This is a genomic window from Rhodococcus sp. IC4_135 (assembly GCF_011602025.1).
GTDB classification, from domain to species: domain Bacteria; phylum Actinomycetota; class Actinomycetes; order Mycobacteriales; family Mycobacteriaceae; genus Rhodococcus_F; species Rhodococcus_F baikonurensis.
This window is the reverse complement of the sequence record NZ_JAAOLG010000012.1, coordinates 145928-165029: the sequence shown is the minus strand read 5'-3', so window position 1 is coordinate 165029 and position 19102 is coordinate 145928. Positions and strand designations below refer to the sequence as shown.

Annotated in this window: 16 protein-coding genes; 9 read left to right on the top strand and 7 right to left on the bottom strand. The window is 63.5% G+C overall.

The annotated features are described in order from the left end of the window. Positions 1–14 precede the first annotated feature (14 nt). The 3 genes from G8767_RS21560 to G8767_RS21550 form a co-directional block, all read right to left on the bottom strand. Entirely contained in the window at positions 15–1043 is a 1029-nt protein-coding gene (locus tag G8767_RS21560; protein WP_003945837.1) for a beta-ketoacyl-ACP synthase III, read from the bottom strand. A gap of 161 nt (positions 1044–1204) precedes the next feature. After that, a complete protein-coding gene (locus G8767_RS21555; protein ID WP_050655523.1) occupies positions 1205–1846 on the bottom strand; it encodes a response regulator transcription factor in 642 nt (213 codons plus the stop codon). Then, positions 1834–3072: a sensor histidine kinase gene (locus G8767_RS21550; RefSeq protein WP_260395680.1), complete on the bottom strand. Its 1239-nt coding sequence runs from the start codon at positions 3070–3072 to the stop codon at positions 1834–1836. Before G8767_RS21550 ends, G8767_RS21555 begins: the two co-directional genes overlap by 13 nt. Positions 3073–3181: 109 nt before the next feature. Here G8767_RS21550 and G8767_RS21545 point away from each other — a divergent pair, with 109 nt between their 5' ends. The 4 genes from G8767_RS21545 (at position 3182) to G8767_RS21530 (ending at position 9026) form a co-directional block, all read left to right on the top strand. Beyond that, positions 3182–3964, top strand: coding sequence for an ABC transporter ATP-binding protein (locus G8767_RS21545; RefSeq protein ID WP_050794083.1), 783 nt, complete (start codon positions 3182–3184; stop codon positions 3962–3964). Next, positions 3964–6447, top strand: coding sequence for an FtsX-like permease family protein (locus G8767_RS21540; RefSeq protein WP_166811661.1), 2484 nt, complete (start codon positions 3964–3966; stop codon positions 6445–6447). The genes G8767_RS21545 and G8767_RS21540 overlap by 1 nt, the downstream gene beginning before the upstream one ends. A gap of 21 nt (positions 6448–6468) precedes the next feature. After that, entirely contained in the window at positions 6469–7101 is a 633-nt protein-coding gene (locus tag G8767_RS21535) for a class I SAM-dependent methyltransferase (protein ID WP_166811659.1), read from the top strand. An 89-nt stretch (positions 7102–7190) separates the two neighbouring features. Next, on the top strand, positions 7191–9026 hold the full coding sequence (locus G8767_RS21530) for an acyl-CoA dehydrogenase (RefSeq protein ID WP_007734578.1): 1836 nt from the start codon (positions 7191–7193) through the stop codon (positions 9024–9026). A gap of 86 nt (positions 9027–9112) precedes the next feature. On the opposite strand, the gene G8767_RS21525 is transcribed toward G8767_RS21530, so the two are convergent. Then, on the bottom strand, positions 9113–9745 hold the full coding sequence (locus G8767_RS21525) for a hypothetical protein (protein ID WP_346843018.1): 633 nt from the start codon (positions 9743–9745) through the stop codon (positions 9113–9115). Between the two features lie 179 nt (positions 9746–9924). On the opposite strand from G8767_RS21525, the gene G8767_RS21520 reads away from it, so the two are divergent. Further along, complete coding sequence (locus tag G8767_RS21520) at positions 9925–10647, top strand: ATP-binding cassette domain-containing protein (protein WP_054826521.1); 723 nt, start codon at positions 9925–9927, stop codon at positions 10645–10647. 5 nt (positions 10648–10652) lie between these two features. Further along, positions 10653–12665: a YhgE/Pip domain-containing protein gene (locus G8767_RS21515; protein WP_058039138.1), complete on the top strand. Its 2013-nt coding sequence runs from the start codon at positions 10653–10655 to the stop codon at positions 12663–12665. Between the two features lie 2 nt (positions 12666–12667). On the opposite strand, the gene G8767_RS21510 is transcribed toward G8767_RS21515, so the two are convergent. Beyond that, on the bottom strand, positions 12668–13240 hold the full coding sequence (locus tag G8767_RS21510; protein WP_166811656.1) for a nucleotidyltransferase family protein: 573 nt from the start codon (positions 13238–13240) through the stop codon (positions 12668–12670). Positions 13241–13305: 65 nt separating this feature from the next. Here G8767_RS21510 and G8767_RS21505 point away from each other — a divergent pair, with 65 nt between their 5' ends. From G8767_RS21505 to G8767_RS21495, 3 genes are all read left to right on the top strand, one after another. Continuing rightward, entirely contained in the window at positions 13306–13551 is a 246-nt protein-coding gene (locus G8767_RS21505; RefSeq protein ID WP_007734566.1) for a helix-turn-helix domain-containing protein, read from the top strand. After that, positions 13548–14036 carry a hypothetical protein gene (locus G8767_RS21500; protein ID WP_166811654.1) on the top strand — a complete coding sequence of 163 codons (489 nt, stop codon included), beginning with the start codon at positions 13548–13550 and terminating at the stop codon, positions 14034–14036. The genes G8767_RS21505 and G8767_RS21500 overlap by 4 nt, the downstream gene beginning before the upstream one ends. An 85-nt stretch (positions 14037–14121) precedes the next feature. Continuing rightward, entirely contained in the window at positions 14122–15105 is a 984-nt protein-coding gene (locus G8767_RS21495) for an LLM class F420-dependent oxidoreductase (RefSeq protein WP_235171409.1), read from the top strand. A gap of 4 nt (positions 15106–15109) precedes the next feature. Here the strand turns inward: G8767_RS21495 and G8767_RS21490 are convergent, their stop codons facing one another. Both G8767_RS21490 and G8767_RS21485 read right to left on the bottom strand, forming a co-directional pair. Beyond that, positions 15110–17362, bottom strand: coding sequence for a VanW family protein (locus G8767_RS21490; RefSeq protein WP_166811652.1), 2253 nt, complete (start codon positions 17360–17362; stop codon positions 15110–15112). Between the two features lie 294 nt (positions 17363–17656). After that, complete coding sequence (locus G8767_RS21485; RefSeq protein WP_124568733.1) at positions 17657–19012, bottom strand: acetyl-CoA C-acetyltransferase; 1356 nt, start codon at positions 19010–19012, stop codon at positions 17657–17659. Positions 19013–19102: the final 90 nt, after the last annotated feature.

Here is a 19102-nt window from a genome sequence, read left to right as displayed (position 1 = left end):
GGCGCAAGAGAAGATCAGGCTGATTCCGCTCCAGCCAACGGCGGCATGACGACAACCTGACCGGCGAAGGACAGACCTGCACCGAAGGCGAGAAGCAATGCCTTGTCGCCCGGCTTGCACTGGCCGTCGCGCAGCATCTGCTCCATGGCGAGCGGGATCGAGGCCGCGGACGTGTTGCCCGTCTCGGCGATGTCGTTGGAGACGGGGAAGCCCTCGGGCAGCTTCATGCTGCGAGCGATGACCTCGTTGATGCGCTGGTTTGCCTGGTGCGGCACAAAAGCGTCGATGTCCTCGATACCGAGCCCCGACTTCTCCAGGGTGCGAGTGGCGACCTTGCCCATCTCGAAGGCAGCCCAGCGGAACACCGCGGTACCGGCCATCTTGATCCACGGCCGAGGTCCGGTCGGGTTCTTGGTGTAGTCGAGCCAGCTGGGCTCCTGAACGATGGCGTCGGACTGGCTGCCGTCCGAACCCCACTCGACCGGGCCGATTCCGACGGTATCGCTCGGGCCGACGACAACTGCGCCTGCGCCGTCACCGAAGATGAAGCGAACGCTGCGATCGGTGGGCTCGGTGGCTTCGCTCATCAACTCGACGCCGACGACGAGTACGTGATCAACCGTTCCGCCGCGAACGAGGTCGCTGGCCACCGCAAGGGCGGTACAGAAACCGGCGCAGCCTGCCGCGACGTCGAACGCCGCCGGGCCCTTGATACCGAGTTCGTGGGCGACGATGGATGCGGCCTGGGGAGTCTGCAGGTCCCACGTCGACGTCGCGATGATCACGGCGCCGATCTGCTCGGGTGCAATGCCGCTGACGTCCAGTGCTTTACGGGCCGCGCTGATCGACATCGCGAGGATGCCTTCACCCTCGCCGGAGAACCGGCGCGACTTGATACCCGATCGCGTCTGGATCCACTCGTCGGTGGAATCGATCAGCTCGCAGATCTCGTCGTTGGTCACGACTCGCTCCGGGCGGTGAACGCCGAGCCCGAGAAGGACGGACTGCCGACCTCCGGCCACACTGGCAATCGGCTTACCCATTGATCGATCTCCTCGTTGGTTTCTGGTGATGACGCGCATTCGACATCACACGTTACGTACAGGACATAAGCCCCTGCCTCTCAGGTCACCGTTCGATCACGGCAACAACATGAGGCTGGCTCACATTACGCTTCGGTCAGGTATGTAGTCCAGATCCACGATCAGGCGCGCAAATGAGCTAGAACTGCCAAAACACGACGATGCCCGCTTTCGGAAGCCGACAGGCCGAGTTTTGCGAAGATATTTCCTATGTGCTTGCTCACAGCAGTGTCGCTGACGACCAGTTTCCTGGCGATTTCCTGATTTCCCAGCCCCTCCGCCATCAATCCGAGAACCTCGGACTCGCGTGGGGTAAGCGATCTGATCGGGTCGTCGGCGCGTCGACGGCTCATCAGTTGGGATACGACCTCGGGATCCATCACGGTTCCGCCGTCGACGACCCGGTTCAAGGCGTCGACGAACTCGGCCACCTTGCCGACGCGTTCCTTGAGCAGGTACCCGACCCCGCCGGCACCTCCTGCCAACAATTCACCGGCGTAGCGATCCTCGACATACGCGGAAAGGACCAGGACGGGAAAGCCCGGGCGAAGCTTGCGCACCTCGATCGCCGCTCGAAGTCCCTCGTTGGTGAAAGTAGGAGGCATCCGGACGTCGAGCACCGCGGCGTCAGGAGCGGTCTCCTCGAACACCGTGAGGAACTGTTCGGCGTCGGAGACGGCAGACACCTCGAAGCCCTCTCCGCGGAGCAGCAGTGCCAGCCCCTCTCGCAGGAGAGCGTCGTCCTCGGCGATCAGAATCCGCACGGTAGTTCCACCCTCATCGTTGTCGGTCCACCCTCCGGGCTCTCCAATACTGCGGTTCCTTCGAAAGCCTCGACCCGGCGTCGGATACCCGCCACGCCGCCGCCCGGCCGTTCGTTCGCGCCGCCGTGACCGTCGTCGATCACGTCGATGAGCATCGTCTCACCCAACGAGTCGGTGGACGCCTCCGTCCTTGCCGTGACGGTGACGCTGCGCGCTCCGCTGTGCTTTGCGACGTTGGTCAAAGCCTCGGCGACGACGAAGTACGCAGCAGCCTCGACGGCGGCCGGGGCACGGCGGAGCTCCTCGATCTCGAGTACGCAGGGCACGGTGGAGCGCCCAGCAAGCGCCGAGATCGCACCCTCGAGGCCGAGTTCGTCGAGGATCGGCGGATAGATGTCGTGCACCAACGTCCGCAGTTCGCTCAACGCCTCGGTGGCCGCATCTTGGGCCCGATGCAGTTGTGGCAGAGCCTGGTCCGGGTTGATCTGCAACGAGCGCTCGGCCATACCCAGCATCATCACCACGGCGACCAGTCGGTTCTGCGCGCCGTCGTGCAGATCGCGCTCGATCCGCTTGAGTTCGGCCGAATGCGCGTCGAGGGCCGCAGCGCGGCTGGCAGTCAGGGCGGTGACGCGCTTCGAGAGGTCCGAACGTGTGTCCGGTGCAAGCAAAGTCGTGGTCGACCAGCTGATCCACTTCGCCATCGCGGGGATCAACCACCACGCGATCAGGAAGTACAGGATGCCGATCAACGGCATTCCGGCAGCGCCCAGCCACGACGTCACGGGGTACGGATTGTTGACGGGTTCGCCCGCGGGCATCTGCTGCCAGTACAGCGGGACGGCAATCGCATTGAGTGCACCGAGTGGCAGAGCAATGGTCAGCATCGCCGCGACGAAAGCCCCGAGACCGTGAATCGACAACCAGGCCGCGTCGCGCCTCGTCGACTGATCGGTGAGGAATCGGCGCCAGTCCCCGAATGTCGGATTGCTTGGCATCGGTGGGTATCGCTGCAGAACAGGGCGTCCGGTGTACGCAGCCGTTCTCTTGCGGGCCAGACCCGCCCACCACCGGAGTACCCGCACGTACGACGGCAACAGCAACCAGCCGACGATCAGAATCGAGAGCGACAGCAGAATGAGACCGACCATCAGCAAGAACAGGGAGACCACGGCTGCCACACCCTCGACGAGCACGTACACCGCAGCCCTGGTTCTCTTCTTCACTGCCCCAGCATGCCGCACCTGATGCCGCGATCCACTACAGCTGGCTACACCATTGATTCGGGACCCTGCTGGATGTCGACGAATGCCGAATCTCCATAGCGTTCTTCCCATGAAGAATCGACACTCGGTCCTCGCCCCGCCGGCCCCTGGTGCCCCGGCCGCCCGAACATCCGCCGTGCGACTCGAAGGCGTCAGCAAGGTCTACGGCAACGGCCGCGGCGCCGTGACCGCCCTCGACAACATCAGCCTCACCTTGCCGCGCAGCACCTTCACCGCCGTGATGGGCCCGTCCGGATCGGGCAAGAGCACTTTCCTGCACTGCGCGGCGGGCCTGGACCGGCCGAGCAGCGGATCGGTGTGGCTGGGCGACACCGAGATCTCACAGCTGAAGCCGAAGGCCCGCAGCATCTTCCGTCGCGATCACATAGGTTTCGTCTTCCAGGCATACAACCTGCTCGGTGCTCTCGACGTCGAGCAGAACGTCACGCTCCCGCTACTGCTCGCCGGACGACGAGCCGACAAGCAGTACCTGACCTTCGTCCTCGAATCCGTCGGACTCGGATCGCACCGCAAGCGCAAACCCTCCGAACTGTCCGGTGGTCAGCAGCAACGCGTCGCCATCGCGCGCGCCCTCGTCACCCACCCCGACGCACTCTTTGCCGACGAGCCGACGGGCGCCCTCGACTCCCGCAGCGCCAAGCAGGTTCTGGAGTTGTTGCGCCGGACAGCCGCCGAGTTCGATCAGACCATCGTCATGGTCACGCACGACCCGGTGGCCGCGTCGTACGCCGATCGTGTGCTGTTCCTCGCCGACGGGAAACTGGTCGGGCACATCGACCGCCCGACGCCGCAGCAGATTGCCGAGCGCATGACACACCTCGGGGACTGGTGATGATGAAGGCACACACTTTTGCGCATCTCAAAGCGCATCGCTCCGGATTCATCGCCGTGTTCGTCTCCGTATTCTGCGCGGCTCTCCTCACGTGCGGTTTGGGTGTCCTGCTGGAATCAGGAGTGCGAGGCGGAGTCTCACCACATCTCTACGCCGGTGCCGACGCCGTGGTCAGCGCGCCACAGGCACTCGAGGTCAAGGAGGACGCCGATCAGCCTTTTGCCGAGCGAGTTCTCCTCGACGGCGATACGGTCCGCAAACTCGATGCCCTCGATGTCACGGTGGTTCCCGACATCTCCGTCCCCGTCAGCACCGCCGAGGGCGTCGTACTCGACGCACATCCTTGGAACACAGCACAACTGGCGCCGTATTCGCTGACCGATGGTCGCGCTCCGCAGAGCCGAGACGAGGTGGTCTCGACTACGAGCGCCGCGCTCGGCGAGCGAATCACGCTGGCTCACGGCGCGATAGCGGACGAGTACACCGTCGTCGGCACAGCTGATGCGGCTTCGGTGCCGTCACCCGACCGTCCGGCACTCGTCTTCCTCGACGACGCAGAGGCCGAACGGTTGTGGCCGCACCAGAACTCTGTCACCGCAGTCGGATTGATCGCTCCCGAAGGCGTGGATGCTGCCGCTCTCGCCCGCGACGCACTCGCCGGAACCGGTGCGGAGGTCTCGACCGGCACCGCACGCGGAGGCATCGAGTTCCTCGACGCCGGAGCTGCGCGGACTCAGTTGATCGTGCTCTGTGCCACGTTTGCGGGTCTTGCATTGATGGTCAGCATGTTCGTCGTTTCCAGCACGCTGTCGCTCTCGATCAACGCCAGGCGCCGAGAGTTCGCTCTGTTGCGGGCAATCGGGGCCACCACGCGACAAGTCCACGTCATGATCGGGCGTGAAGTGCTGCTCGTCGCGGCGGCTGCGGCTGCGATCGGCGCGGTGCCCGGATTCCTACTCGCCCAATTCCTGGGTGCACAGTTTGCCGACGCAGGGGTCATGCCCACCGATTTCGCGCTGGCGTACAGCCCGCTTCCGGCGATCGCGGCTTTCCTGATCTGCGTACTCACTGCCCGCGCGGCAGCGGCGATCGCGGCACGACGACCGGCAAAGCTCGACCCCGTCGAAGCGCTTCGCGAATCCGAAAGCGGCCCGGCGAAACTGAGCCGCGGACGCATCGTCACCGGGCTGATCTTCGGTGCCGCCGGTCTCGGCGCGTGCATCCTCCCCGCTTTCCTGCCCGGCAGCGTGGCAGCCGCTGGAGCCGGTTCGAGCGCACTGTTGTTGATCTTCTCGGTCGCGCTGCTCGGCCCGTTGTTGGTGCGCGGCATCATCAAGGTGATCGGCGGTCCACTGCGCCGTAGTGGGTCGGCGTCCAAAGTTCTCGCTGCCGCCAACGCCGAATCCAATTCGAGGCGGCTCTCGTCGGCGGTTGTTCCGTTGGCTCTCGCCATCGCCCTGGGCTCGGTGCAGTTCTTCAGCCAGAGCACCGTCGCCGCCGAGGCGACCAACCAGTCGATCAAGGGCGTCACCGCCGACCTGATCGTCGGCGCGCCGGCCGGTATCGCTCCCGCGCTCCTCGACTCGATCGCATCGGCGCCCGGAGTGAGTGCGGCAAACCCGGTAGTCCGCAGTCAAGTCCTGCCGGTACCCAGCGGTGAGGAAGGCGGCTCAGCCGACAGCGCGATCGCGGCCCAGGGAATCGACGCCACCGGCGCCGACGCAACCCTCGATCTCGCGGTGACCGAGGGCGACCTCAGCGCTCTGACCGGCGATACCGTTGCCGTCAGCGAAGACGGGGCCTTCACACTCGGAGCCAAGGTCGGCCAGCGCGTCGACCTCTATCTGGGAGACGGAACACTGGTACATCCGATGGTCGTCGCGAAATATGGTCGCGGCCTCGGATTCGGGGACGTGACCATGCCGATCGAGACTTTGCGTCAGCACTCCACCGACGCTCTGATCGACACCGTTCTGGTTGCTGCCGAACCCGGACGGTCGGCCGAAGTCCAGCAGTCGTTGCTCTCCTTCCCCTCGATCGCCGCGCTGAACCAGGACCAGTTCGGGGCCGCAGGCGAAGATCAGCGTCGCATGCAGTCGTGGGTCAGCATCCTCGCCGTCCTGGTCCTGCTCGGTTATCTGGCAGTCGCCGTCGTGAATACCTTGGTCGCCGCCACTGCGGAGCGTTCCCGCGAGTTCGCGCTCCTTCAACTGGTGGGCTCGCGGACGAGGCAGGTCCGAGCGATGATGCGTATCGAGTCGTTGATGGTGGTGGGAATCGCCGTCGTGGTCGGATCACTGATCGCCCTGCCGCCTCTGATGGGTATCGCCGTAGCGGTGTCCGGGCAGCCAATCCCGGCGATTTCACCGGCGATCTACGGTGCCATCGTCGCCGTGACCGCTGTTCTGGGATTCGTCTCCATCGCGATCCCGACGCGCGCCGCCCTGCGCAAGAACTCGATGGACGGCGTCCGTAACAACTGAGTGGCACTACCGTCGTCATCTATGGATGCGGCCGCCTGGGACAAGAAGTACGAAGAAACCGAGCTCGTCTGGGGCGCTCCACCCAACGAGCTGCTGGTGGAATACGCGACGGCCCTCCCCCACGGCCAGGCACTGGACCTGGCGTGCGGGGAGGGCCGTAACGCGTTGTGGCTCGCGACCCGCGGTTGGGAGGTCACCGGGATCGACTACTCGGCCGTCGCGATCGAGAAAGCCCGCACGATCGCGGCCCGCTCGCCCCGATCGGTTCTCGACCGGCTCGACTACCGGTGCGGCGACGTCACCGTCGCGGAGTACGCCTCCCGGAACGGGCAGGGATACGACTTGGCCCTGCTTCTTTACCTTCATCTGCCCGCACCACAACGCACCCTGGTTGTGAACCGTGCCATAAATTCTCTGAAACCTGATGGAATCCTCATGATTTTGGGTCACGACCGAAGCAACATCGACTACGGCGTCGGCGGCCCGAAAGATCCCGAAATCCTTTACACACCAGAGGAATTGATGCAGGAGTTCCAAGGAAGGCTCGAGTTCGAGATCGCCGGAAATCCGCACAGACACACCGAAACGGGAATCGCGGTCGACGCGCTTGTCATCGGACGCAAATCCGGTGTTGGCAATGCAAAGAACGGCTAGTAACATGTATTAAGTTACCGACGAGTAATAAACTTCGGGCGGTACTAGGAGTGCTGGACCGCACCACCTCACTGGGAGAAGCAGAAGACATGGGCCATTACAAGAGCAACGTTCGGGACCTGGAGTTCAACCTCTTCGAGGTTCTCGGACTGGAGAAGCCACTGAGCGAAGGCGCTTGGGGCGACCTGGATGCCGACACTGTCCGCAACATGCTGGCAGAGGTCGCACGCCTGGCCGAGGGACCGCTTGGCGAATCTTTCGCCGATGCGGACCGCAACCCCCCTGTCTTCGATCCCGAGACGCACACCGTTGCACTTCCGGAATCCTTCAAGAAGTCGTTCAAGGCTCTGTGGGATGCCGAGTGGTACCGCATGGGACTGAGCGAAGAGGTCGGCGGCGTGCCGGTGCCCCGCTCCGTCGTGTGGGCCATCGGTGAGCTGATCCTGGGCGCACAGCCTGCAGCACACATGTACCAGGCCGGACCCGCCTTCGCGGACGTGCTGTTCAACAACGGCACCGAAGAGCAGAAGAAGTGGGCAGCCACCATCGTCGAACGCGGATGGGGCGCCACCATGGTCCTCACCGAGCCCGACGCCGGCTCCGACGTCGGTGCCGGACGCACCAAGGCAATCAAGCAGGACGACGGCTCCTGGCACATCGAGGGCGTCAAGCGCTTCATCACCTCGGCAGACTCGGACGACCTGTTCGAGAACATCTTCCACCTCGTTCTCGCTCGCCCCGAAGGCGCCGGACCCGGCACCAAGGGCCTGAGCCTGTTCTTCGTCCCGAAGACGCACTTCAACTTCGAGACCGAAGAGTTCGGCGAGCGCAACGGCGTCTTCGTCACCAACGTCGAACACAAGATGGGCCTGAAGGTCTCCGCCACATGTGAGGTCACCTTCGGCGGCCATGGCATCCCCGCACAGGGCTGGCTGGTCGGCGAGGTCCACAACGGCATCGCCCAGATGTTCGACGTCATCGAGCACGCTCGAATGATGGTCGGCACCAAGGCAATCGCCACCCTCTCGACCGGTTACCTCAACGCTCTCGATTACGCCAAGCAGCGTGTTCAGGGCGCAGACCTGACCCAGATGACCAACAAGGCAGCACCGCGCGTGACCATCACGCACCACCCCGACGTGCGTCGTAGCCTGGCAATGCAGAAGGCGTACGCCGAGGGCCTGCGCGCGGTGTACCTCTACACCGCAGCACACCAGGACGAGGTTGTCGCCCAGCTCGTCTCGGGCGCAGACAAGGACACCGCGTTCCGCGTCAACGACCTGCTGCTCCCGATCGTCAAGGGCGTCGGCTCCGAGCGTGCGTACCAGTACCTGACGGACAGCCTGCAGACCCTCGGTGGCTCCGGCTTCCTGCAGGACTACCCGATCGAGCAGTACATCCGCGACTCCAAGATCGACTCGCTGTACGAAGGCACGACGGCCATCCAGGCTCAGGACTTCTTCTTCCGCAAGATCGCTCGTGACCGCGGCGTCGCGCTCGCTCACGTTGCGGGACAGATCAAGACCTTCATCGACAGCGAAGCCGGCAACGGCCGTCTGAAGGCGGAGCGCGCACTGCTCGCCACCGCACTCGAAGACGTCCAGGCCATGGCTGCCACGCTCACCGGCTTCCTCATGGGAGCTCAGGAGCAGCCCACCGAGCTGTACAAGGTCGGCCTCGGCTCCGTCCGCTTCCTGATGTCCGTCGGCGACCTGCTCATCGGCTGGCAGCTGCTCCGCCAGTCCGAGATTGCTCTCGCAGCACTCGACAACGGCGCTTCCGACAAGGACAAGGGCTTCTACGAGGGCAAGGTCGCCATCGCGTCCTTCTTCGCCAAGAACGTCCTGCCCGAGCTCACCGCTTCACGCGAGATCATCGCGAACACCGAGAACGACATCATGGAGATCGACGAAGCAGCATTCTGATTCGTTCCTGATTCATGAAAAGTGCCGGTCCCGAGAACGTTTCGGGGCCGGCATTTTCGGTTGTCGGCACTCGGTGGTGACTGGTGTCATCTGCGCTCGATGGTCGGGCAACTGATCTGCGCGGACAGTACCGACGTCGTCGGTTGCTCGCCCGGTCGTGCCGCCGTACCCGCCAGGGAAAGCGCCACGCGCCTGCGGTCCGGAGAACTGACTATTTCGACGGACTTGTCGTCGCCACCGCCGAAGGACACGAACTGTCCGCTCTGATCCGAGAACTTCATGATCGCCGCTCCGTGCTGACCTGGTTCGGGTTTCTCGTTCACGTAGACCTGCAACTGGAAATCACGTCCCGGATATTCGCCGCCGCCGTCGTATTCGTAGAAGGAACTGGTGTGCACCTCGTAGGCCCACTGACGGTGACCGGCGGGCAGCGAATCCGCCCAGTTGTGCTCGAAACACGTGACGGATCCAGGCAGCGAGACATTGGCTGCGCCGCTCCACCCACCGGACAGGGTGATGGCTCCGTATGGCGCTGCTTCGGACTCGTGCCGATCGGAGGGCAAGGGCGGCACCGTCAAGGGTCCGACATTGCGACCGGTGAACTCGAAAAGCCTTTCGCTCGACACGAACGGGGGCGACTCGCGCTCACCGGCACAGGAGACAACCGACAGGGTGGCCATGACCAGCACCGCGCACATCCCGCGTCTACGAACCGGCACCTCGACTCCCCCGTTCCGTTTCCAACAGAATACATACCGTTCGGTCTCCAAGTTGCCGGACGTGTCCGACACATCCCATTCATGGGACGGCTCGCCCGCTACCGATGTGATTGGGTGAGCACGAACGTCCACTGAACCAGCACTCGGTTCTTTCGAAGGCCGAGTAGATCAACAGACAGGTGATCATCGTGGTCGCACCAGAGCACGCACAACCCGATTACGCCCCTGACCTGGCATTGACCGCCACGGACTTGGCGCTCGACGGCCCATGGGGGCCGGTGTTCGGACCCGTCAATCTCGAGATTCGTGCGGGCGGTGTGACCATCCTCGAAGGCTCGGCCGGTTCAGGACGTACGTCCTTACTTCTGACACTCAGCGGGCGAATGAAAGCCAGTTCCGGATCACTGTCCGTCTTCGGTCGAACGCGTCCCCGAGAGATCTTCGAGATCGCCGGGATCGCCGGGTTCGAGGACATCGACGAGCTTGCCGAGTCCGTCACCGTCCGCGATCTGATCACCGAACAAATTCGCTGGGATGCTCCCTGGTACAAACTCGTCGGACGCGCCGGAGACCGCGAACTCGAAGCGGTGTGCGCTCCCGTCTTCGGCGATCATCCGTTGCCTGCGCTCGGCCGATACGTCAGCGATCTCGGGGAACTCGAGGCGACCCTGCTGCGTATCGCCGTCGCGAACACGAAGAAGCCGGCCTTGCTTGTCGTCGACGATCTCGAACAGGTGCGGCGTGACTCCGAGCGCGCATATCTCGTCGAGCGACTGGTCGAGATGGGGAGCTACCAGACCATCATCGCGTCGACCGTCAACCCGCTGCCCGACGGATCACCCATCGATGCCGTCACCCTGCTCCAAGAAGTCACCAATCCCGACCAAGAAGGGGCGAGGTAACCGCGATGCTCGCTGGAATGTCTCTCGGAACCGAACTCAAGCGGTTCTCCCGCGGCGCGATGCCCAGGATCGCACTCGTCACCATCATCTTGATGCCACTGCTGTACGGCGCGATGTACCTGTGGGCCTTCTGGAATCCGTTCGGTGAGGTCAACAAGGTCCCCGTCGCGCTGGTCAACACCGACCGCGGCGCGATGGTGCAGGGTCAGGAGCTCAACGCGGGCGACGAGGTAAGCCAAGCGCTGCTCGATTCCGGTGAGCTCGATCTCCACCTGGTCTCGCAGCAGGAAGCCGCTCAGGGAGTCTCGGACGGCACGTACTACTTCTCTCTCACATTGCCTGAGAATTTCAGCGAGGCCGTCGCCTCCCCGACGACCAAGGACCCCCACAAAGCTCAGTTGCAGTTCACCTTCAACGACGTCAACAACTACCTCGGCACCATCATCGGCCAAAACGCCGCCCAGCAGGTCCTCAGTCAGGTCAGCGACAAGATCGGCGCGCAGTCCGTCGAAACAGTTCTGGTCGGATTGACCGATGCGGGTGCTGGTTTGAAGCAGGCCGCCGACGGAGCACTCCAGCTCTCGGCCGGAGTGAACACTGCCAACGCCGGAGCCGGCGAATTGGCGTCGGGCTCGAAAACTCTGGCCGACAACATGGTTACTGCACGTGACGGTGCAGCCACTCTTGCCGGCGGTACAGCGCAACTCTCGACCGGTATCAACACCGCCACGGACGGCGTCCTCGCACTGACCGACGGTCTGGGGCAGCTCGATCTCGGAGCCGTCCAACTTGGCGACGGCGCAAGCCAACTCAGTGGTGGCGTCACCCAGGTCGTCGACCAACTGAGTGTCCTCGGGAACACACAAGCAGACGTCGCACAGCTGGTCGGGCAGGCAGTGGCCAGCCTTCGACTGAACCCGGATCCCGTCAGCCAACAGATCGCCAATGCCCTCGCACCTGCCCAGGACATGCTGCGCACTCAGGGTTTCGGTGAAGCGACCATGGGCCAACTGGGCGAACTCAAGAGCGGTGCACAACAACTCGCCTACCAACTCGACGATCCCTCGAGCACCTTCCGCGCCGGGCTCAGCGCCGCGGCCAACGGCGGCGGTGAACTCCGCAACGGCCTGGTACAGCTGCGTGACGGCGGTCAGCAAGTCAACGACGGCGCTCAAACCCTCAGCAGTGGACTGGTTCAACTCACCGACGGCAGCGTCCAACTCTCCGACGGTGCAGCCAAACTCGCCGACGGAACCGAGCAACTCCGTGCCGGGTCTGCCGAACTCGCAACCAAACTCACCGAGGGCGCCGGCCAGGTTCCCAGTTGGACCGATCAGCAGCGAACAGCAACCGCTCAAACCCTCTCCAGTCCGGTCGAGCTGCAGGAGACCTACGAGAACCGGGCAAGCACCTTCGGTACCGGTTTTGCTCCGTTCTTCCTGCCCCTCGCACTGTTCGTGGGCGGCATCATCACCTGGATGCTGCTCAAGCCGCTCCAGAACCGGCCTATCGCAAACGGACTCGGCGCGCTGCGAGTGGTCCTCGCCTCGTACTGGCCGGCCTTGCTCATCGGCATCTGCCAGGTGATCGTGATGTACCTGGTCGTGCACTTCGCCGTTGGCCTGCACCCCACGCACGCCCTCGGCACCGTCGGATTCCTGATGCTCATCACTGCCACGTACATGGCGTTGATCCAGGCGTTCAACGCCATCTTCGGAGTCTCCGTCGGACGCGTGATCACCCTGGCGTTCCTGATGCTGCAACTGGTTTCGGCCGGCGGCATTTATCCCGTCGAAACAACCGCGAAACCGTTCCAGATCATCCACCCGTTCGACCCGATGACCTACGCGGTGAACGGGCTTCGACAACTCACCGTCGGCGGCATCGACTCGAGGCTGTGGGTCTCGATCGCCGTCCTCGGCGGCCTTCTCGTCGCCTCACTCGGGGCCAGTTCACTTGCGGCACGCCGAAATCGGCAGTGGACCATGGACAGGCTGCATCCGCCGATCGAGGTCTAGGTCTAGGTCTCAGGCCAAGGCTCCACGGTCAGCGCAGGCCATTCCCTGCGCCACCGTGCTGCCTTGGCCTCGTAAACCCCTCTCGGTGCCAGCACTGGGTTGGGGCGGACGATCATGTCGAAAAGATCGTCGTAGCCATGCGGGGCATACACGTCCACAGTGCCGTCCGCAGACTTGGTGATCCCGAAACAGCAAGTTGTGGAAGCGAAGTGGTCGATAGCGTCACGGCAACTGGTGAACGGAACGCCGGGAATCCCGAAATGCTGCTCGTACCACAGGTGCACGCGGGCTTCGTTGCGTACTTCGACCTCGGGATCCACATCGGCGAACAGTTCTGCCGCCGAACGAATCACACGGTCCTCCGCGTCGTAGCTCAGATCGCCGGCGTCGAAATAGAAGAGGTCGTAGTCCTTGATTCCGGCGCCGAGGTCACGGCCGTCGATGTGATTCCAGACGGTTTGGAAGAGCCCACCCGCCGTCAGGTACCACTCCGGCAATCCCAGCTTCGGTGCCCGATCCACGATCGTTGCGACCACCGGATTGGCCAGGGCGATCTCGAGAAATCGTTCACGCATGCTCTTCAGCCTCTCATATGACAAGCAAACTTGACATCCGGTGACAAGTATTCTTTACTTTTTGCATGACTGGAAAGGCCGGCGACAACAACGTGCGGGAGCACCGACGCCTCGCCGGCCTCACCCAGGCGCAACTGGCCACGGCAGGTCAGGTGAGCAGACAGAGCATCGTCTCCGTCGAACGCGGCGACTATGCACCGAGTGTCTACCTGGCACTTCGCCTGGCCCTGGCGCTGGGGACCACCGTCGAAGCGCTCTTCCCCTTACCCGAATCGGAACTCACCACGGAAATTCCAGAGGAGACGGCATGAGCACCATGATGAAGGCAATGCGGTTCGTCGGCGATCTGGACGACGACTTCTACAAGGACGAGCGTCAGCGCGACGTCTGGAACGAAGCCTCGGCGGTGGGACTCCAGAGTGTCTTCTGGGCAATATTCGTCAGCTCGGCGATTCTGCCCTGGGTCGCCGGCCGAACAGGGGCGTGGATCTCGCTCGCGCTGCTGATCGTTGCGTTGTTCGGCTCGTTGATCACGATCATCTATGCGAAGCGCCGCGACGTCGATGTCTACGTATTGTCCACCTACGGCCGCCCTCGCGTGGTGATCAGCATCGCGCTCTACCTCGTGGCCGCTGTCGGAATCATGGCCCGTCTCGAATTCGATTCGTACGAAGAATCGTCAACCTGGGTCGGCGCGGTGGTAGGCGCCATCATCGGCGGTGGCGTCGCAATCGCAATCGTCAAACTTCACCAGCAGCGCGCCAAGCGACGCGAAGCGGCCGAAGAACTTCTCTGAATTCCGGAAGTCTGCCCAGCACAACGGAATCCATAGAGTTGGTAAAATCGTGCCAGGTCAACCGATCGCGAGTAACGTCGAAACGGTGAGCACTCGCCTCGGATACCAGATGCCCAACTTCAGCTACGGCGGTCCGGTCAAGGACCTCTTCCCCACCGTCATAGCGCAGGCCCGCGAAGCCGAAGCCGCAGGCTTCGACACTGCATTCGTGATGGATCACTTCTACCAACTCCCCGGAATCGGAGCGCCGGACGCCCCGATGCTCGAGGCCTACTCCGCGCTCTCCGCGCTGGCGACGGCCACCGAGACCATCCAGTTGTCTGCACTGGTCACGGGAAACACCTACCGCAATCCGCCCATGCTCGCCAAGACCGTCACCACCCTCGACGTGGTGAGCGGCGGTCGGGCCATCCTGGGCATCGGCGCCGGTTGGTTCGAACTCGAACATAATTCGTTCGGGTACGAGTTCGGAACGTTCACCGAGCGCTTCCAGAAACTCGACGAAGCACTGCAGATCATCGCCCCGATGCTCCGCGGTGAGCGCCCCACTTTCGACGGCAAGTGGTATCACGTCAAGGACGCCATCAACGAGCCTCGCGTCCGCGACGACCTGCCGATCCTGCTCGGCGGTGGCGGTGAGAAGAAGACGTTCGGCCTCGCCGCTCGGTTCGCGGATCACCTCAACATCATCTGCGACCCGTCGGAACTGCCCCGCAAGATGGAAGCACTTGCAGCGCGATGCGACGAAGCCGATCGTGATCCCGCAACCCTCGAAACCAGCTTCCTGACGTTCATGATGATCGACGAGGACGGCGACAAGGCTCGCGCGCATCAGCGAACGTTCCTCGCGGAGCGTGGTCTCGACATCACCACGGCGCCGGAAGACGTGGTCGCCAAGGCCACCGAACGTCATTTCGTCGGCAGCCCGGACGACGTAGCCGAGCAGGTCCAGACGCGCATCCTCGACCACGGCATCGACGGCGTCGTGATCAACCTGATCACCAACGGCGAAGAGCCGGGCATCGTCGACCTCGCGGGCCGCACCCTCGGCCCCCTCGTCGGGAAGTAGTCCCCTACTCGCACTTCACGATCGGCACCGGGTCGTACTTGACGGTCCGGGTGTTCGAGGAAATCTCGGCGCCACTCGCGTGGTCGGTGATCACGCGAGTGTCGCTGACCGTGAACCCGGGCGCACCGCTCGAAGCAACACAGCCAGGCCCCTCCGGCAACGTCACGGTGTTCGGCGACGTCGGCGACGTACGCGGGCCTGTCGTCGACGTGACATCGACGGTTTTGGTTCCCCAGATCCGAACGGTGATGTTCGACGACGTCGCAATCGTCTCGATCATCACGCCGGTCTTCGCCGGATTACGGAACTGCAAGTCGATCGCACCGTCGAAGATGGTCGCCTCACGCGCCTCGGGGTACCGCGAGATGTAGTAACTGTGCTCGGTGTGCGCGACGTCGTCCATGCCGGCGAAGTACGTCGCGTTGTAGAGCGTCGTCGCGAGCTGGCTGATTCCGCCGCCGACAGCTTTGTCCGGACGACCGTTGTTGATGATTCCGGACTCGACGTATCCCTGAGCCGCACCGCGCGGGCCCGTGTACTCGTTGAGCGAGAACGTGTCCCCGGGCTTGATCACGGCCCCGTCGATCTCCGACGCGGCCAGGCCGATATTCACACCAGACGCGTATTCGAAACCACCGGTGGTGAATTCGCCGATCACCTCGTTGATGCCGAGGGCCTCCGCGGCTTCGGTGGTCAACGCCGGCGGGACCGGACCGTACACGGCGGGTGTTGCCCGAGAAGCCGTGCTGCCCAACAGAACCGGAAGTTCCTTGACCGTGTCCGGCCAGTTGATCAGATCACCGACAACACCCGGCACAACCGACGGCTTGCCACCGGCGAAGGTGAACGACGCGTCCTTGGGTTGCACTTCCGTCGACACCAACTGCGGAGTCAGAATCTTGATCGCCGCATCCGTGTTGTACTGCGGAGTCAGCCCACCCGAGCCGTCCGGTGTGAAGGTCAGAACCTCACCGATCTGGTCGACGCCGAGTGTCGCGACCTTGCCGTCACGGCCGTTGACCACGACGTCACCCGAGACAGCCGGAATGGCGACCTCCTGCAGTGCGCGATCGACACCAGCCTGAGTGACCGTCACCGGCACCTCGTCGACCGGAAGATCGACGACGCCACCATCGGACCATTCGGCGGCGAAGGTCGAACCCGCCTTCTGCGTTTCGAGGGCCTGGCCGGCGGCAGGTGAAACACCCGTCGCCTTCCCGTTCTCGAATACAACTGCGCCTTCGACGGGCGCACGATCACTGTTCGCCGCAAGCTGCGCCATGGAGGTGTCCAACGCTTGCTGGTCGACGGTCGACACCACGGGCACCTCGCGGGAGCCGAAGAACGACGTGATGCGGGTGATCGGGTTGATGGGCTGAGCGTTCACTCCGGAAAGCGTCGCCGACCAGTCGACGTCCACACCCGCAGATGCGGGAACGATCTCGGAGTCGACGCCGCCGGCATGTACCGCTACCGGTTCGACGAGCCTCGGGCCGAGTTGGGCGCGCAGCGTGGCCTCCGCGTCGGCGGGCGTGAGATCACCGATGTCCACCCCGGCGACCTGGGTGCCGCGTGGTGTCTTCCCGGACGAGGTGAAGATGTCCACTCCGTAGGCAATCGCTGCGACGGCAAAGATGGCGCCGACTGCTATCGCCGGTTTGACCCACTTGCGGGAAGACGTCGAAGCAGGCGCTTCCGGTTGTTGTTGTTGTTGTTGTGGCACTGGTGGTGCAACTACCGCTGGTTCGCGGACAACAGGCTCGTACTGCTGCTGGATGGGTTCGAACTTCTGGGTGTCGTACTGCTGCACGAACTCGGGGCGCGGCGGCTTCGGGGGAACCACCACCGCCGGGGGCTCGAACTGCTCTGTCTGCTCGTCGATGGCTTCTGTCGCCGGAGCCTCGTCGACTACTTCCGTCGGCGGGGCGTCGTCCGCTGGGACGACGGGGATGACGGTGGTGACTTCGTTTGCCGATTCGTCGTCTGTCAGCTCGTCTACCGCTTCGTCTTCGTCTTCGTCCGCTACTTCTCCGTCTGCCGCCTCTGCGGAATCGACTACGTCTGCGTCGACAGGCTGGGGAGATTCGAGTGATTCGGCCTCGACAACCGTCTCGGTGTCCTCAGCGGTCTGAGGCTCCTCGACCGACTCGGTCTCTTCGACCGCCTGAGGTTCTTCGACCGACTCGAGTTCCTGTTCCGGGAGGGACGAGTCCTCGCTGTTCGTCTTCTCGACGGACGGACCCTCTTCGTCACTCACCTGTTGGCTCCTCGCTGCATCAACCGTCGCTGCGGCGCTCACCGACAACTCAATACAGGATATCCGGACATACGAGAGCCCCGCGCTGCTGCCAGGTCGGGGGTCAGGCAGCAACACGGGGCTGTCATGAATATCGGTAGCTATTCTGCAGCGTTACACGCCTGCGCGAAAAAGTTTGCAAAGAGTTCGGGGATCCGGCCACCCCTCGTGGCCGGATCCCCGATTACACATCCCCTCGCGACGATCACTGCAGGTGAGCGCAGTTTTCACTCGCGTGGGGAGATTGTGGAGCGGTTACCGCTCGATGATCGCCGTGACACCCTGGCCACCGGCCGCACAGATCGAGATCAGGCCGCGGCCCGAACCCTTTTCGGCGAGCATCTTGGCGAGGGAAGCGACGATACGTCCGCCGGTTGCTGCGAACGGATGACCTGCAGCCAAGGACGATCCGTTGACATTGAGCTTGCTTCGGTCGATCGAGCCCAGCGCGCCGTCGAGGCCGAGGCGTTCCTTGCAGTACTCGTCGGACTCGAAGGCCTGCAGGGTGGCGAGAACCACCGAAGCGAAGGCTTCGTGGATCTCGTAGTAATCGAAGTCCTGCAAGGTCAGACCGTTGCGGGCCAGCAAACGCGGGATCGCGTACGTGGGAGCCATGAGCAGCCCGTCCTTGCCGTGGACGTAGTCGACGGCAGCGGTTTCGGAATCGACGAGGTGCGCCAGAACCGGAAGATTGCGCTCGGCTGCCCACTCGTCGGTGGAGAGGAGCACTGCAGAAGCACCGTCGGTGAGCGGCGTCGAGTTGCCTGCCGTCATCGTCGCGTCGCCGAGCTTGGTACCGAAGACCGGCTTGAGCGTCGACAGCTTCTCGACGGTCGAACCGGGACGGAGGTTGTCGTCGCGGGTCAGGCCGAGGAACGGGGTGACGAGGTCGTCGAAGAAACCGCGGTCGTAGGCAGCCGCCATGTTCTTGTGGCTGGCAGCGGCAAGTTCGTCCTGGTCCTCGCGCTTGACGCCGAATTCCTTGGCGGTGATCGCAGCGTGGTCACCCATCGACTTGCCGGTGCGGGGCTCGCCGTTGCGCGGAATCTCGAGGCCGATCATGCCCGCGCGCACATTGCCGAGCAGCTTGATGCGGTCGCCCGTGGACTTCGCGCGGTTGAGGGAGAGCAGGAACTCGCGCGCCTGATCGTTGACGCCGATCGGAGCGTCGGACGTGGTGTCCGTACCGCCGCCGATGCCGGAATCGATCCGGCCGGCCGAAATGGCATCGCCGACGGCGATGATCGACTGCAGTCCCGTGCCACACGCCTGCTGAAGGTCGTACGCCGACGTATACGGGCTCAGCGCGCTGCCGAGAACGGACTCGCGAATGAGATTGAAATCACGGCTGTGCTTGAGCACCGCACCGCCGACGACCATGCCGAGCTTCTCGCCTTGCAGATTGAATCGGCTCACCAGACCGTCGAGCGTCGCAGTGAACATGTCCTGGTTGGACGCCTGTGCGTACGCCTTGTCCGAGCGTGCGAACGGAATGCGATTTCCGCCGACGATCGCAACCGGACGGCGCTGACCTGCAGAATTTGCAGCGGCTGCGGCCGGTGCAGTGCGAGGTGCGGCGGGCTTTGCATTTGAACGGGCTTTGCTTGTCACTTGCGTCTCCAAGGATGGTGCGATTACCTGTTGAAGACTATTCTTACTCAGTAGTAAGTTACTTGTCTATCGCCGCATTCTTCCGATTGC